The following is a 16266-nucleotide window of genomic DNA, read 5'->3' as shown; positions in this document are numbered from 1 at the left end:
GAGTCCCGCGATGACGCTCCAGACCGCGATCCCCTGCACCTTCATGCGCGGCGGCACCAGCCGCGGGCCGTATTTCCTCAAGTCCGACCTGCCCGAGGACCGGGAGACGATGGGGCAGGTGATCCTGGCCGCCGTCGGCTCCCCGGATGCGCGGCAGATCGACGGAATCGGCGGCGCGACGACGCTGACCACCAAGGTCGTCATCATCTCGAAGGCCGAGCCCGGCCAGCCGCAGCAGATCGACTACCTCTTCGCACAGCCCGCGGTGGACCGCGCCTTCGTGGATTGGGGTCCGACCTGCGGTAACATGCTGGCCGGCGTCGGCCCCTTCGCGATCGAGAGCGGCCTCGTTCCCGCCGAGGATGGCGAGACGAAGGTCATGATCCGCGCCGTGAACACCGGCGCGCTGATCGAGGCGGTTGTGCAGACCCCCGGCCGGCGCGTGCGCTACGACGGCGACACCGCGATCGCCGGCGTGCCCGGCACCGCCGCGCCGATCCTGCTGAACTTCGCCGATGCCGTGGGCGGCGCGACGGGCAAGCTGATGCCCACGGGCAATGCGCTCGACCGCATCGAGGGCGTGGACGTCACCTGCCTCGATGTCTGCATGCCCGTGGTGATCGCGCGCGCGAAGGACCTGGGCAAGACCGGGCGCGAGACGGCGAAGGAGCTCGACGCCGACAAGGATTTCATGGCGCGCATCGAGGTGATCCGCCGCGCGGCGTCCCTCGCGATGGGCATGGGCGACGCCGAGGGCCGCGTGATCCCGAAATTCGCGATGGTGGCGGAGCCCGCGACGCCGGGCGGTTCGGTGCTCGCCCGCTACTTCACGCCGCTGGCCTGCCACGAGGCGATGGCGGTGACCGGTGGCATCTGCATCGCCTCCGCCTGCAAGCTGCCGGGCACCGTCGCCGCGGGTCTGGCGCGCGTGACGGACGCGATGCGCGAGGAGGTGGTGATCGAGCATCCCACCGGCACGATGGAAGCGGTGATCACCCTGGCGAAGGATTCCGCCGGCCAGCCCACCATCGCCGCCGGCGGCACGCTGCGCACCGCACGCCTGCTGATGAAGGGCGAGGTTTTCGTTCCAGGCCGCGTCTGGGCGGGGAAGTGACCCCGGTCGTCTGGCGATCGCGCCAACGCTCCCTCTCCCGCGCGCGGGGGAGGGTGGCCGAGCGCCGCGAGGCCGGGTGGGGGCCGCGCACGCTCCGGCGCGGCACGCCGCGATGACCGAAGCATCCATTGCCGAGGACAAGCTCCTCGACCTCGCGACTGCAGCGCTCACCCGTGGCGGCATGCGCGCCGAGGAAGCCGCGGAGGCCGCGCGCATTCTGGTGCTGGCCGACCTGTTCGGCCTGCGCACCCACGGCATCAGCCGTATCCCGCAATATCTCGGGCGCGTGCCTCTCGGCGGCATCGATCCGCAGGCGGTGGTGCAGGTGGAGCGCGTGGCGCCCGCGCTCGCCATCGTACATGGCCGCAACGGCATCGGCCCGCTGGTCGGCATGCGCGGTCTCGACGCTGCGCTGGAGGGCGCACGCGCCGCCGGCATCGGCGCCGCCCTCGTGCGTGGCAGCAACCATTTCGGGCCGATCATGCCCTATGCCTTCCTGGCGGCGGAGCAGGGCTGCGCCAGCATCATCGCCAGCAACGCGAGCACCACCATCGCGCCCTGGGGCGGCAAGGACACGCGCCTCGGCAACAATCCGATGGGCATCGGCGTCCCGAATCCCGGCGGCGACCCCGTGATCCTGGACATGGCGCTCTCCGTCGCCGCCCGCGCCAAGATCCGCGAGCACGCCGCGCGCGGCGAGCCCCTGCCCGAAGGCTGGGCCGCCGACGCGGAAGGCCGCCCCACGACGGATGCCGCGGCTGCGCTCAAGGGCTTCCTGCTGCCAGTCGGCGGCCACAAGGGTTATGGCCTGGCGGTGATGGTGGACCTGCTGGCCGGCCTGCTCTCCGGCGCCGCTTACCTCACGCACGTGCGCGCCTGGGACAAGGAGCCGGGCGTCGCGCAGGACCTCGGCCATGTCTTCATCGCGCTCGACACGACGAAGCTCGGCGACGCCGCGCAGATGGCCGCGCGCATGGCGGATTTCGCGGCAATCATCCATGCCACCCCGCCCGCCGATCCCGCGCGCCCGGTGATGCTGCCGGGCGAGCGCGAGATGGAGTCCTTCCATCGCGCGCGACGCGAGGGCGTGCGGGTCTCGGCCGCGGATCTGCGGCGGGTGGAGGAGATCGCCGGCACGGTCTAGTCTCCTCGCAACAGACACGGAGGAGAACGACCATGCTCACGCGCCGCGCCGCCCTGGCCGGGCTTCCGCTGGTTGCGCTTGCGCGACCCTCGCTGGCCCAGGGCACCTATCCCAACCGCGAGATCCGCTTCCTCGTGCCCTATGCCGCCGGCGGCGGGCAGGACATCTCGGCACGTCTGCTCGCCGACCCGATGCGCGCCGCGCTCGGCCAGCCCGTCGTGGTGGAGAATCGCAGCGGCGCCTCCGGCATGGTCGCGGCACAGGCGCTCGCACGCGCACCGGCCGATGGCTACACGCTGATGCTCGGCGGCGCCGGCGAGACGGCGGTGAACCACCACCTGTTCCGCGACAAGATGACCTATCACCCCGTCAACGACCTGCGCCCGGTGATGATCGTGGTGAAGGTGCCGAACGTGGTGATGGCCAATCCGAACGCGCCCTTCCGCGACATCGCCGGCCTCGTTGAATACGCGAAGGCGCATCCGGGCGCGCTGAGCTACTCCTCCTCCGGCATCGGCAACCCGCAGCATCTCTCGGGCGAGCTGCTGAACCACATGGCGGGCATCCGCACCGTGCATGTGCCCTATCGCGGCAGCGCGCCAGCGGTGACCGACATCGCCGCGGGGGTCGTGCAGTTCGGCTACAACAGCCTTGCCTCCGGCCTGCCGCTGATCCAGGGCGGGCAGATCCGCGCGATCGCCGTCACCTCGAAGGACCGCATGCCCGCGCTGCCCGACGTGCCGGCGGTGGCGGAATACCCGCCGCTGTCGCAGTACGAGCTGGTGAACTTCTTCGGCGTCTATGCGCCCGCGCAGACACCGGAAGGCGTGATGGAGCGGCTGCACGCCGTGGTCAGCAATGCGCTGAAGGAGCCCGCGCTGCGCCAGCGCTTCGAGAGCCAGGGCCTGCTGGTGCAGTCCATGAGCCTCGCGGAATCCCGCGCCTTCGTGGCCGCCGAGGCGGAGAAGTTCGGCGAGATCGTGCGCGTGGCCAATATCCGCATCGATGCCTGACGCACGGACCTGGCGCCGGCTGCTCCTGACCGGGGCGGCCGGCGAGATCGGCAGCGTGCTGCGCCCGGCGCTGCGCGGCGCCGCGACCTCGATCCGCCTGCACGACATCCGCCCCGTCGCGGATGTCGCGCCGGGCGAGGAAGCGATGCAGGGCGACATCGCCCTGCCGGAGGTCGCGCGCGCCGCGATGGAGGGCGTCGATTGCGTCATCCACCTCGCGGGCATCCCGCGCGAGACCGGCGGCACGCCGGAGGAGATCCTGCACGCCAACGTCATCGGCGCGCACACGGTCTTCGCCGCGGCGCGCGAGGCCGGCGTGACGCGCCTCATCTTCGCCAGCAGCAACCACACCATCGGCTTCCACCCCGCCGACCGGCCTGTCGGCACCGAGGAACGCCCGCGCCCCTCCGGCCTCTACGGCGCGAGCAAGGTGTGGGGGGAGGCGCTGGGCCGGTTGCATGCGGACAAATACGGCATGCAGGTCGCCTGCCTGCGCATCGGCGCCTTCCGCGCGAAGCCCGGCAATGCGCGCGAGCTCGGCGGCTGGATCAGCCATCGCGACATGGCGCAGCTCGCGCGCCGCTGCGTCGAGGCGCCGGATTTCCACTTCCTTGTGCTTTACGGCGTCTCCGCCAACACCCGCGCGAAATGGGGCGGCGACGAAGCGGCGCGCGCGCGGATCGGATTCGTCCCGCAGGACGATGCCGAGCAGTTCGCGGCAGAGCTTGAGCGCAATGCGCCGCCGCCGGGCAGCGTTGCCGCGCGCTTCCATGGCGGCAGCGTCTGCGAGCTCGACTTCCGCGGCGATCCCGACCGGATCAGCTGAGCGGGAAGCGCGTCACCTCCTCCAGCGTGTCGCCCAGCCAGGCTTCGATGCGGTTGCGCTGCGCGCCCATCGGCTGCGGGCGGCCCTGCGCATCCAGGCGCATCGGCAGGTCGTGCCCCACCAGCAGCATCGCGCCGGGACGCGCGCGCCATTCCGACAGCAGCCGCGCGATGGAGGCGGCATGGACCGCCGGATCGATGCTGATATCCGCACGCCCCGTCGCCAGCTCCGCGCGGTTCTTCGCGACGTCGGAGGAGAAGATCACCGGCGGCGCACCGTCCAGCACGAAGACCAGGTGGTGCGGCGAGTGGCCCGGCGCCTCGAAGCAGGCGATGCCTGGCAGGCCGGTCGGGCCTTCGGAAAGGCGATGCAGCCGCGGGCTGGCGGCCAGCGCCTTCAGCGTGAACTCCGGCCACATCGGCGACCCATCCGGCAGGCCGAGCGCGAAGTCCAGCTCCGCCCCGGGCGCGTGGATCGTCGCCGCAGGGAACATCGGCCAGTTCTCGCAGTGGTCGTAGTGCAGATGCGTGATCAGCACGTCCGTGACCTCGCCCGGCGCGACGCCGGCCTGATGCAGCCGTTCGAGCAGCAGCTTGCGCACGCCGACGCGGCCGGTATCGAGCAGAGCGATGCGACCGCCGGGTCCGCGCGCCAGGCCGATGGTGCTCCAGCCGAGCCCGCCCTGTTCGGGGGACTTCCCGGGGTAGCCCTGCACCAGGACGTCAACGGTCCAGTGATCCGCCATGCTGCCGTTCCTCACCAGCTTTCCGGGCCGGCGACGCCGTGGCGGGCGCCGGCCGCCAGCAGGCCGTCGAGCGACTTCCGGGGCAGGTCGAGGCCCTCCCGCAAGTGCCGCGCCTCGTTCCGCGCCTCGATCTCGCCGGGGTAGAACACCTCGTCGAAGCCCTCGGCGCGCGGCACCGCCTTGATCTCGGCGATCATCCCCTCGATGCGCCGCTCGAAGGCGTCGAGCGGGCCGAAGCGCGCGATGTCCAGCGCCATCACGAAATGCCCGCTGCCGCTGCGCTTGTCTGCCACATAGGGGCCGTTCACTTCCGTCATAACGCTGCTGCCCGACAGCACGCCGGAGAGCACGTCCATCATCAGGGAGATGGCGTAGCCCTTGTGCTCGGCCATCGGCAGGATCACGCCCGAAAGCGCGGCGATCGGGTCGGTCGTCGGCCGCCCCTCGGCATCGATGGCCCAGCCCAGCGGAATGGGCTGCCCTTTCTGACGCGCCAGGAAGATCTTGCCGCGCGCGACGACGGTGTTGGCGATGTCGAGCATCATCGGCGCATGGCGGCCGGCCGGCGCCGCGATCGACCAGGGATTGGTACCGATCATCTGCTTCCGCCCGCCCCAGGGCGCCATGGCCGGGCTTCCATTGGCGGCGAGGAAGCCGATGCAGCCCTGCTCGGCGGCCATGCGCGTGAAATAGCCCAGCGCGCCATGGTGGTTCGACAAGCGCACGGAGATGATGCCGACGCCATGCTGTCGCGCGCGGCGTATCGCGTCCGTCATCGCGCGATGCGCGATCACCTGGCCGACGCCGTCGCGCCCGTCGATCACGCAGATCGCGCCTGCATCCACGACCGTCTCGGGCGCCGTCACCGGTGTCATCACGCCCGTCCGCAGGCGGTCCAGATACCAAGGCGCGCGCATCACGCCATGCGAGGAATGGCCCCACAGATCGGCCCGGACCAGCGTATCCGCGACCAGCGCGGCGTCCTCCTGCGGCACCCCGGCGGCGGCGAACAGCGCTGCGACATGGCCGCGCAGCGCGTCGGCCCGGACCTGCACCATCGTATGGCGTCTCCTTCGGCGCGCAGGGGGCCACGCACGACCAGGCGGCGCAAGCCCGCAGGGCGCTATGCGCCGCAGAAGGCCGCGATCTGCCCCGGCGTCTCAAAGAAGGCATCCGGCCGCTCGGCCTTCAGCCTTGTGGGATGCGCATAGCCCCAGGCCACCGCGCCCGCGGCGACGCCGACGGCGCGGGCCGCGGCGATGTCGCGCAACTCGTCGCCGATCGCCAGCGCCTGCGAGGGAGGTACGCGCGCCTTGCGCAGGATGCGCCGGAACCGCGCGGCCTTGCCGAACAGGCTGGCCTCCGCCGCGACATGGCCGATCCGGGCGACGAGCGCGGGGCCCAGCGTGCGGCGGATCTGCGCCGCGCTGTTGGAGCTGGCGATGCCAAGGACGATGCCGGATACGGCGAGCCGCTCCAGCATCTCCGGCACCCCAGGGAACAGGGGCGGGGGAGGGGCTTCGCGCGCCAGCCGGCGCAGATGCACGGCGATGGCGGGCAGCCGCCAGCGCGGCACTCCCAGGCGGCGGAGCACCGTCGCGGCATCCTCGCCGCGCAGCGCCTCGACCTCCACGGGCGTCGGGCGGGCCAGGTCGAAGCGCGCTGCAACCCCGGCCAGGGCGTCGAGGAGCCAGGGCCAGCTGTCGGCGAGGGTGCCGTCGAAATCGAGGAGAACAAGGCGCGGCGGCACGGCAAGGGCCTCTGCTGTCTAAATGAGTCTTGCAATGTCTGCCGCTGTCAGCGGAGGTGAGGAAGGGGCAGGGGCATTCGCTTCATTCGCTAATATTTCTTTGCAATGATCGCAAGAAACACGCCCGTTAAAGAAGTATCCATACAAACGGTCATTTGTTCCAATGTGTTGGTTATTGGTTAAAGACTACCACTCATGGTTGACGAGCACACGCTCTTCACCCCTTTCTAACGACCAATTGATAGTGACCGTCGCATCAAGGTCGTTTCAGGGGATCTGATCAATGCAGCAGCCCGGAGTCCTTGGCCAGAATTCGTGGGATCTGGCCGATGAGGAGGCGCAGTCGGAGCCGTCCAGCCTGCTCACTTCCTTCACCGCCGGAAAGACCCTTCCTGAAACGGAGAGCAGCGAGCCAGAGGCCGCCGGCGTGACGCCGCCGCCCGTGGAGACCGAGACCGACGACCTTGCGGCCCTGTTCGAAGGCGCCGGCACGGCCGGCGGCAGCGCCTCCGGCGCAACCTCGGGCTTCGTCGCCGATGCGGTGGTCCTGTCGGAAGCGCCCTTGCACACCATGGGATGCGCCTGCGGCGCCTGCGGCATGCCCTCCATCGAAGGCGCGGTCGGCGAGGAGGAACTCGGCACCACGGCGCCTGATGCGGCGGTCATCGACAGCACGGTGACGCAGGGTTCGGTGCCGACCAACGGCGTCGGCGTCTCCTACGGCAACACCTTCAAGCTTTCGAGCCTGCCGACCTCCAAGCTCACCGTCTATCTCGACTTCGATGGCTTCACGACGACCGGCACGACCTGGAACTCCTACTGGGGCCAGTCGAGCTTCTATTCCACCGCATTCTCCACCGATACCTCCGAGAGCTTCAATTCCGCGGAGCTCCTGCGTATCCAGCAGATCTGGGCGCGCGTGGCCGAGTATTTCTCCCCCTTCAACATCAATGTCACCACCAAGGATCCCGGCACCGCGGCGCTGACCTACACCGGCGGCTCCGACGACGCCTATGGCATTCGCGTCGTCGTCACCGACGAGGGCGGCAAGAACTTCGGCGGCATCGCCTACAAGGGCAGCTTCGTCTGGAGCGTGGACACGCCCGTCTTCGTCTATTCCAACCGCCTCGGCGACAACGTGAAGTCGATCTCCGACGCGATCGCGCATGAGGTCGGCCATTCGCTCGGCCTCGACCACGACGGCAAGGGCAGCACCGAGTACTATTATGGCCATGGCAGCGGCGCGACGGATTGGGCGCCCATCCTCGGCGTCGGCTACAACGCCAACATCGTGCAGTGGAGCAAGGGCGAGTACACCGGCGCCAGCAACACGCAGGACGATCTCTCGATCATCACCTCGCGCAATGTCGGCGTGAACTACCGCACGGACGATTACGGCAACAGCTTCTCCAGCGCGGCCGCGCTCGGCGGCACGGTGGCGGGCGGCATCGCGACGGTGGAGACCTTCGGCGTCATCTCCGGCTCCGGCGCGCAGAACGACATCGACATGTTCTCCTTCACGGTCGGCGCCAACGGCGCCATCGACCTGACGGTCTCGGCCTATACCCGCGCCTATGTCTCCGGCTCGAACACGCCAGTCTACACCGCCTCGCCCTTCAGCATGCTGGACGTGAAGCTGACGCTGTACAATGCGGCCTTTCAGCAGGTCTATGTCTGGAACGAGGCGAGCAAGATCGACGGCGCGGTGAAGCTCTCCGGGCTCGCGGCCGGCACCTACTACCTGGCGCTCGATGGCGTCGGCGTCGGCGACCCGACCGCGGCGACGCCGACCGGCTACACCGAATACGGCTCGCTGGGCCAGTACATGATCCGCGGCACCTACAGCGTCGCGGACACGACGACGGACAACGGCGGCTCCGACGGCGGCACGGATACCGGCACCGGAACCGGCACCGGGGACCTGACCGGCGGCGGCACCGATGGCACCGGCGGCACGGGTGGCACCGGCACCAAGTCGCTGAGCGTGGACCGCACCAGCATCACCACGCTGGAAGGCACGACCGAGACCTTCACGCTGCGCGCGCTGGGCGCCACCGGGGATGTCACGGTGTCCATCGACGGGCTCAACCTCTCCGAGGGCAAGCTGCTCACGGCCTCCCAGATCGTCCTGAGCGCGGCGAACAACTGGACGGCGGAGATCGGCGTCAGCGGCATCAATGATCGCGACGCCGATGGCGACGCCACCTACAGCCTGCAGATGACCGCGAGCGGCTTCGGATCCCAGACCGTCAGCATCACCAACGCCGATGACGACGACAGCGCCACTGGCGCCGGCAAGGTGTTCGGCACCTATGCCACCCGTGGCGGCGTCTCCGGCCAGTCCATCGCCAACCAGGCCGCCGACGACGGCAAGGTGACGAGCTGGCGTGAGGGCATCTTCTCGAACGGCACGGCGGGCACTGATATCCGGTGGGAATTCACCGGCCTGACGGCCGGCGACAAGGTGGTGCAGGTCGATGCCTGGTCGTCGGCCGAGCTGTTCCGCGTGGAATACTCCACCGACGACGGCGCGACCTGGAAGCTGTTCGCCGGCGCCACGACCGGCGCGCTGGCCTGGAGCGGCGATTTCGTCGCCACCGGCGTCGGCACCAACCTCTGGGTGCGGCTGGTGGACACGGTGCGGACCGACACCGTCGCCGACATCATCTCGGTCGACCTGCTCACCGTCTCCGACAAGGTGGCGACCTCCGACGATGGCGGCACCGGCGACAGCGGCGGCGGTGGCGACAGCGGAGATGGCGGCACCGGCGACAGCGGGGGCGGTGGCGACACCGGCGGCTCCGGCGGCGGCGGAACCGGTGTCGCGGCGCTGACGCTCGACCGCGCCACGCTTGTCACCGCGGAAGGCAGCACCGGCACGGTTCGGGTCAGCGCCACCGGCGCGACCGGCGACGTGCTCGTCACGATCAGCGGGCTGGACAGCGACGAGGGCACGCTCACCGCGACGCAGCTCCTGCTGAATGCGGCGAACAACTGGAGCGCCAATCTCGGCGTCACCGGCGTCGAGGACCGCAACGTGGATGGCGACGCGTCCTACACGCTGCAGTTCAGCGCCGCCGGCATGGAGACGCGCAGCCTGTCCGTGACCACGGCCGATGACGACGTCTCCGCCACCGGCGCCGGCAAGGTGTTCGGCACCTATGCGAGTAGGGGCGGGGTCTCTGGCCAGTCCATCGCGAACCAGGCGGCGGATGACGGGAAGGCCACAAGCTGGCGCGAGAGCGTGTTCGCGGACGGAAAGGCCGGCACCGATATCCGCTGGGAGTTCACCGGGCTGCAGGCCGGGGACAAGCTGGTCCAGGTCGATGCATGGTCGGCGAACGAGCTGTTCCGCCTCGAATACTCCACCGACGATGCGGCCAGCTGGAAGACCTTCGCCGGGGCGACCGCCGGCAGCCTGAACTGGAACGGCGACTACCTGGCGACCGGCGTCGGCAGCAACCTCTGGGTCCGGCTGGTCGATACGGTGCGCAGCGACACCACGGCCGACATCATCTCGGTGGACCTGATCACCGTCTCCTCCGCTGCCGACCAGATCTTCGCCTGACCCCGCAGCAAGACGTGCAGCGGGCGGTCGCCACGGCGGCCGCCCGTTCGCGTTTCGGCGGCGAGGCAAGACGCAGCGCCGTGCGCCGGCCCGTGCGCAGGACCAAGGCTTCGACTGCAGGGGAGTGATGGCTCCGGCGGTTGGATTCGAACCAACGACCAACGGATTAACAGTCCGCTGCGCTACCGCTGCGCCACGCCGGATCAGCCAAGGGCCGGGGCTATAGCAACCGATCGGCCCGGGGTGAAGCCCCCAGGCCGTATCCGCGAAGCGGGTGCCCGGCGCATGGGGGATGGAAGTAGAAAGGCCGCGGCCGGAATCGAACCGGCATTCACGGATTTGCAGTCCGGTGCATCACCACTCTGCCACGCGGCCACGTGTCGCCGCCTCTATCCGGCAGCGACGACGCCGGGTCAAGCAGCGCCTTGGCTTGGCCCGACCGTGCGGCGAACGTATAAGCCCGGCATGCAAGGTCTGGTGGCGATGCGCGGCGACGTGATGCAGGACATGGCGGAGGCCCGCCGTCGGATGGTGGACGGGCAGCTTCGCCCGAACCGGGTGACCGATGGGCGGCTGCTTGCCGCCATGGGCGAGATCCCGCGCGAGCGCTTCATGCCACCGCACCTCGCCGCCCGGGCCTACACGGATGAGGACATCCGCTTCGCGGGCGGCCGCGGGCTGATCCAGCCCATGTGCATCGCCCGCCTGCTCCAGCTGTTGGCGATCCGCGATGGCGACCGGGTGCTCGTGGTGGGGGCCGGCACCGGCTACGCGGCTGCGGTCGCGGCGCACAGCGGCGCCCGGGTGATCGCGCTGGAAGGGGATGCGGATCTGGTGGCCGCCGCGCGCAAGGCCGTCGCGGGGCTGGCCGCGCCGGATTCGCTGCGGATCGTCGAAGGGCCGCTGGGGGCCGGCTTCCCGACCGCCGCGCCCTATGACGGCATCCTGATTGAAGGCGAAGTGCCGGAGGTGCCGGCCACGCTCGCCGGGCAGCTTGCCGAAGGCGGCCGCCTGGTCACCGTGCTCGCCCCGGCGACGCGCGGCCAGGCCGCGCGGGCGGTGCTGGGTCGCCGCATGGGGGGCAGCTTCAGCGTTGCGCCGGTGTTCGACTGCGCCACGCTGGCGCTTCCGGCCTTTGCGCCGAGCCCTGGCTTCGTCTTCTGAGGCGGCGCCGCGACACGTGCCCATAAGGCGTTGCATCGGCGCGCACAACCGGCGACCTTATGGCCGAAGCTGTCCTGCTGTAGGATGAAAGCGACCGCGGAGAGAACTGCATGACGTCGTCGTCCCGCCTCGCCTTCGCTGCCGTGCTGTTCGCCTCGGCCGCCGTCGTTCAGGTCCGCCCGGCCCAGAGTCAGACGCTGCAGGAAGCGCTCGCGCTGGCCTATTCGAACAATCCGACCCTGCAGGCGGCCCGGGCGCAGCTGCGCGCGGTCGATGAGAACGTGCCGCAGGCCCTCGCCGGATGGCGGCCTACCGTGCAGTTCACCGGCGCCGCCGGCCAGCAGACGGGATCCACCACGGGCCAGCCGGCCTTTCCGCCCAATGCGGCGCGGCAGGACACGCCCTGGCGCTCGCGTGACATCTACTCGATGCAGGGCTCGGTGACGCAGCCGATCTATCGCGGCGGCCGCACCGTCGCCTCCACCCGCAGGGCGGAGAACCAGGTTCTCGCGCAGCGCGCCCGGCTGTTCGCCACGGAACAGCAGATCCTGCTCGACACGGTGAACGCCTATGTCGCCGTGATCCGCGACCAGGAGGAGGTGCGCCTCAACACCAACAACGAGCAGGTGCTGATGCGCCAGCTCCAGGCCACGAATGAGCGGTTCCGGGTGGGCGAGATCACCCGCACCGACGTGGCGCAGGCGGAAAGCCGCCTGGCTGGTGCCCGCGCGCAGCGGGCGGATTCCGAAGGCCGGCTGCAGGCCTCGCGTGCCACCTTCACACGGCTGGTGGGGCAGGCGCCGCAGCGGCTGACCCCGCCGCAGCCGCTGCGCACGCCGACGGGCACGGCACGCGAGGCGGCGATCTATGCCTCCCAGAACAACCCGAACGTGGTGGCCGCCCTGTTCGACGAGGCCGCGGCGCGCGACCAGATCGACATCCAGTTCAGCCAGCTCATGCCGCAGCTCAGCCTGAACGGCAGCGTGTTCCGGCAGGACAACCAGACCACGGACGGCCTGCGCCAGAACGGCACCTCGGTGACCGCGAACGTGACGGTGCCGATCTTCCAGGGCGGCGCCGAATACGCCGCCGTGCGGCAGGCGCGCCAGCAGGCGCAGCAGTCCCGCCAGGTCGTCGAGGAGCAGCGCCGCACCGCGACACAGCAGGCAACCCAGGCCTTCGAAGTGTTCCAGGCCGCGCGCGCGCAGGCCGATGCGAACCGCGCCCAGATCCGCGCGCAGGAGATTGCGCTGGATGGCGTGCAGCGCGAGGCGATCGTCGGCAGCCGCACCACGCTCGACGTGCTGAATGCCGAGCAGGAACTGCTGAATGCCCGCGTCAGCCTGGTCCGTGCGCTGGCCAATCTGATCACCGCCTCGCACAGCCTGGCCGCGGCGGTCGGGCGCCTGACGGCGCGGGATCTCAACCTTCCGGTCGAGCTCTACGACATGGAGGCCTATTACCGCGCGGTGCGGAATCGCTGGGTCGGCTGGGGCGACACCTCGTCCGAGCGCGTCTCGGCGCAGGGGCGCTGACCCGTGAGCGCCGCACCCGAACAGCCGAAGCAGGGCGGTCCCGACCCGGCGATGGACGACATCCTCGCCTCCATCCGACGCATCCTGAACGAGGATGACGGCGCGGCCGCGCCGCCGCCGGCCGAGACCGAGGAGGGCGAGGCACGCCCCCAGCCGGAGCCGCTGCAGCTCACCGAATCCATGATGGTGCAGCCCGCCACGCCAGCCCCGGTGGCGGAAAGCCGGCCGTCGCCCATGCCGGAACCGCGCCCGTCCCCGCCGGCCGAGGCGGTCGAGGCCGCCATGTCCGCGCCGGAGGCGCCGGCGCCGGATACACCCCCCGCCGCGGCCCTTGTGGCGCCGGCCGTGGCTGCGGCCACCACCGCCGCGGTCGGCAAGCTGCTGCGTACGGTCGCGCAGGAGCGCGCCGCGACCATCCATCGCGGTGGCCCGACGATCGAGGATGTGGTGCGGGAGGAGATCCGGCCACTGTTGAAGGACTGGCTCGACCAGCACCTGCCGCCCCTGGTCGAACGCCTGGTGCGTGCGGAGATCGAGCGGGTGGTCGGGCGGGCGCTGTAGCCCGCCGCCGAAGCGCCGGCGCGCCAGCGACGTCTCGATGTGAGCGGAGCAAGCCGGGAAGACGGCAGCGCATGACGGGGCCGGCATGCGCGGGCCTTGACGCCGCGTGAGCGGCGCGGAAGGGATGCCGCCATGCTGACGAAGACCTTCGAACCCGCGGCCGTCGAGCCGCGCCTCTACGACCTCTGGGAGAAGCTGGGCGCCTTCGCGGCCGACCCGGCCTCGGCCGCGCAGCCCTTCGTCATCATGATCCCGCCGCCCAACGTCACGGGCAGCCTGCATATCGGCCACGCGCTGACGATGTCGGTGCAGGACATGCTGACGCGCTGGCGCCGCATGCAGGGCCGGGACGCGCTGTGGCAGCCCGGCACGGACCATGCCGGCATCGCGACCCAGATGGTGGTGGAGCGACTGCTGGCCTCGCAGGGGCAGGACCGCCGCGCCATGGGGCGCGAGGCGTTCCTCAAGCATGTGTGGGAGTGGAAGGCGCAGTCCGGCGGCTCCATCACCCGCCAGTTGCGCCGGCTCGGCGCCAGCCTCGACTGGCCGCGCGAGCGCTTCACCATGGATGAGGGCCTGTCGAAGGCCGTGGCGAAGGTGTTCGTCACCTTGCAGCGCCAGGGGCTGCTGTACCGCGACCGGCGCCTGGTGAACTGGGACCCGGTGTTCCAGACCGCGATCTCCGACCTCGAGGTGGAAAGCCGCGAGGTGAAGGGCAGCCTCTGGCACCTGAAGTATCCGGTGGAGGGCGAGCCCGACCGCTTCCTGGTGGTGGCCACCACGCGGCCGGAGACGATGCTGGGCGACACGGCGGTGGCCGTGCATCCCGAGGATGCGCGCTTCGCCGATCTCGTCGGCAAGCACCTGATCCTCCCGCTGACGGGGCGGCGCATCCCGGTGGTGGCGGATACGCATTCCGACCCCGAGAAGGGCAGCGGCGCGGTGAAGATCACGCCGGCGCACGACTTCAACGATTTCGAGGTCGGCAAGCGGCACGCGCTAGCCATGCCGTCCGTGCTGGATGCGGATGCGAAGGTGATGGTCGCGGAGATCGAGGCGGATCTGGCGGAGGTGCCCGGCATCGGCGACCCCGCCTTCGTGCGCGCGCTGGACGGCCTCGACCGCTTCGAGGCCCGCAAGAAGATCCTGGCGCGGCTGGAGGAGCTCGGGCTGATCGAGAAGATCGAGCCGCATGTCCACCAGGTGCCGCATGGCGACCGCTCCGGCGTGCCGATCGAGCCGCGGCTGACCATGCAATGGTACGTGGATGCGAAAACGCTGGCGCAGCCCGCCATCAAGGCGGTGGAGACGGGACAGACGGTCTTCGTGCCGCGCCAGTGGGAGAATACCTTCTTCGCGTGGATGCGGGACATCCAGCCGTGGTGTGTCAGCCGGCAATTGTGGTGGGGCCACCAGATCCCGGCCTGGTACGCGCCGGACGGCGAGGTGTTCGTCGCGGAATCCGAGGCCGAAGCCGCTGCCGCCGCGCGGGAAAAATACGGGCGCGACGTCACGCTGATCCGCGACCCCGACGTTCTCGACACCTGGTTCAGCAGCGCGCTCTGGCCCTTCAGCACGCTCGGCTGGCCCGACGGGACGCCGGAGCTGCGCAAATACTATCCGGGCAGCGTGCTGGTGACGGGCTTCGACATCATCTTCTTCTGGGTCGCAAGGATGATGATGATGGGCCTGCACTTCATGAAGGAGGTGCCGTTTCGCCACGTCTACATCCACGGCCTGGTCCGCGACGAGAAGGGCCAGAAGATGTCGAAGTCCAAGGGGAACGTGATGGACCCCCTGGAGCTGATCGAGGCCTTCGGCGCCGATGCACTGCGCTTCACCATCGCCGCGCTGACCGGGCCGGGCCGCGACGTGAAGCTCGGCCGCAAGCGCGTGGAAGACCATCGCGCCTTCGTCACCAAGATCTGGAACGCCGCGCGCTTCCTGGAGATGAACGGGATTGCCGCCGACGCGTCCTTCGACCCGGCGACGGCGACCTCACCGCTGGCGCGCTGGATCCTGGATGCGTCGAACCGCGCGGTCGCGGAATGCACCGCCGCGCTGGAAGCCTATCGCTTCGACGAATACGCCGCCGCCGCCTACCGCTTTACCTGGGGCAGCTACTGCGACTGGTTCATCGAATTCGCCAAGCCGCTGCTCTACGGTCCCGACAGCGCGGAAAAGGCCGAGGTCAAGGGCGCCGCGCAGCATGTCTTCGGCACCATCCTCAAGCTGCTGCACCCCGCCATGCCCTTCGTCACGGAAGATCTGTGGCATCAGTTCGGCTATGGCGGGGAAGGCAGCCTGATCCGCACCGCCTGGCCCGACGCCGTGACGGTGGGGGACGCCGAGGCGGCGCGGGCCGAGCTCGACTGGGTCGTGGCGCTGGTCGGCGAGGTGCGCGGCGCGCGCGCCGAGATGAACGTGCCGCCCTCCGTCACCGTGCCCCTGCTGCTGCAGGGCGCTTCCGGCACCACGCTCGCGCGCGCCGACCGCTGGATCGACGCCATCCGCCGCCTGGCCCGCGCGACCGAGGTGAAGCCGCTGGACGGCGCCGCGCCCAAGGGCGTCGCGCAGGTGGTGGTGGGCGAGGCGACGGTGATGCTGCCGCTGGCCGATGTGATCGACCTCGGCGCCGAGCGCGCGCGGCTTGCCAAGGCGCGCGGCGCCGCGGAAGGCGAGGCGAAGAAGATCAGGGCCAAGCTGGGCAACGCCGATTTCGTGGCCCGCGCGCCGGAGGAGGTGGTGGAGGAGAACCGTGAGCGCCTCGCCGCCGCCGAGGCCGAGATGGCCCGCCTCGACGCCGCCCTGGCGCGCATCGCCTGATTCGCGCTCCCTCCCCCGTT

General features: G+C 70.4%; 12 protein-coding genes and 2 tRNA genes. 9 read left to right on the top strand and 5 right to left on the bottom strand.

From position 1 onward, the window contains the following. Positions 1 to 10: 10 nt before the first annotated feature. The 4 genes from E4T13_RS03925 (at position 11) to E4T13_RS03910 (ending at position 4097) form a co-directional block, all read left to right on the top strand. Positions 11 to 1114, top strand: a complete 1104-nt coding sequence (locus E4T13_RS03925) for a 4-oxalomesaconate tautomerase (protein ID WP_137176908.1) — start codon at positions 11 to 13, stop codon at positions 1112 to 1114. Positions 1115 to 1226: 112 nt separating this feature from the next. Next, positions 1227 to 2258, top strand: a complete 1032-nt coding sequence (locus E4T13_RS03920) for an Ldh family oxidoreductase (RefSeq protein WP_137176907.1) — start codon at positions 1227 to 1229, stop codon at positions 2256 to 2258. Positions 2259 to 2290: 32 nt separating this feature from the next. Next, the gene (locus E4T13_RS03915; protein ID WP_137176906.1) at positions 2291 to 3271 is read left to right on the top strand and encodes a tripartite tricarboxylate transporter substrate binding protein; all 981 of its coding nucleotides are present in this window, start codon (positions 2291 to 2293) and stop codon (positions 3269 to 3271) included. Beyond that, positions 3264 to 4097, top strand: coding sequence for an NAD(P)-dependent oxidoreductase (locus E4T13_RS03910; protein WP_137176905.1), 834 nt, complete (start codon positions 3264 to 3266; stop codon positions 4095 to 4097). Before E4T13_RS03915 ends, E4T13_RS03910 begins: the two co-directional genes overlap by 8 nt. Here E4T13_RS03910 and E4T13_RS03905 read toward each other — a convergent pair. From E4T13_RS03905 to E4T13_RS03895, 3 genes are all read right to left on the bottom strand, one after another. Continuing rightward, positions 4090 to 4842 carry an MBL fold metallo-hydrolase gene (locus E4T13_RS03905; protein WP_137176904.1) on the bottom strand — a complete coding sequence of 251 codons (753 nt, stop codon included), beginning with the start codon at positions 4840 to 4842 and terminating at the stop codon, positions 4090 to 4092. The two genes, E4T13_RS03910 and E4T13_RS03905, sit on opposite strands and share 8 nt — an antisense overlap. Before the next feature lie 11 nt (positions 4843 to 4853). After that, complete coding sequence (locus E4T13_RS03900; RefSeq protein ID WP_137176903.1) at positions 4854 to 5900, bottom strand: Ldh family oxidoreductase; 1047 nt, start codon at positions 5898 to 5900, stop codon at positions 4854 to 4856. A gap of 65 nt (positions 5901 to 5965) precedes the next feature. Continuing rightward, positions 5966 to 6592 (bottom strand): HAD hydrolase-like protein, encoded by a 627-nt coding sequence (locus E4T13_RS03895; RefSeq protein ID WP_137176902.1) that lies wholly within the window; start codon positions 6590 to 6592, stop codon positions 5966 to 5968. 283 nt (positions 6593 to 6875) lie between these two features. Between E4T13_RS03895 and E4T13_RS03890 the strand changes: the two genes are divergently transcribed. Continuing rightward, positions 6876 to 10160 (top strand): zinc-dependent metalloprotease family protein, encoded by a 3285-nt coding sequence (locus E4T13_RS03890; protein WP_137176901.1) that lies wholly within the window; start codon positions 6876 to 6878, stop codon positions 10158 to 10160. Positions 10161 to 10288: 128 nt separating this feature from the next. Here the strand turns inward: E4T13_RS03890 and E4T13_RS03885 are convergent. Then, positions 10289 to 10363, bottom strand: a tRNA-Asn gene (locus tag E4T13_RS03885). Positions 10364 to 10464: 101 nt separating this feature from the next. Continuing rightward, positions 10465 to 10535: transfer RNA gene (locus tag E4T13_RS03880), tRNA-Cys, on the bottom strand. 90 nt (positions 10536 to 10625) lie between these two features. Between E4T13_RS03880 and E4T13_RS03875 the strand changes: the two genes are divergently transcribed. From E4T13_RS03875 to E4T13_RS03860, 4 genes are all read left to right on the top strand, one after another. Further along, positions 10626 to 11324 carry a protein-L-isoaspartate O-methyltransferase gene (locus tag E4T13_RS03875; RefSeq protein WP_240790976.1) on the top strand — a complete coding sequence of 233 codons (699 nt, stop codon included), beginning with the start codon at positions 10626 to 10628 and terminating at the stop codon, positions 11322 to 11324. Between the two features lie 110 nt (positions 11325 to 11434). Continuing rightward, positions 11435 to 12859 (top strand): TolC family outer membrane protein, encoded by a 1425-nt coding sequence (locus E4T13_RS03870; protein WP_137176900.1) that lies wholly within the window; start codon positions 11435 to 11437, stop codon positions 12857 to 12859. 3 nt (positions 12860 to 12862) lie between these two features. Continuing rightward, entirely contained in the window at positions 12863 to 13420 is a 558-nt protein-coding gene (locus tag E4T13_RS03865; protein WP_240790975.1) for a DUF2497 domain-containing protein, read from the top strand. 132 nt (positions 13421 to 13552) lie between these two features. Further along, the gene (locus tag E4T13_RS03860; protein ID WP_137176899.1) at positions 13553 to 16246 is read left to right on the top strand and encodes a valine--tRNA ligase; all 2694 of its coding nucleotides are present in this window, start codon (positions 13553 to 13555) and stop codon (positions 16244 to 16246) included. Positions 16247 to 16266 lie beyond the last annotated feature (20 nt).

Source organism: Roseomonas sp. AR75, assembly GCF_005222815.1.
Taxonomy (GTDB): domain Bacteria; phylum Pseudomonadota; class Alphaproteobacteria; order Acetobacterales; family Acetobacteraceae; genus Falsiroseomonas.
Note: the sequence above shows the minus strand (reverse complement) of the source record. Positions and strands in the feature narration are given on the sequence as shown.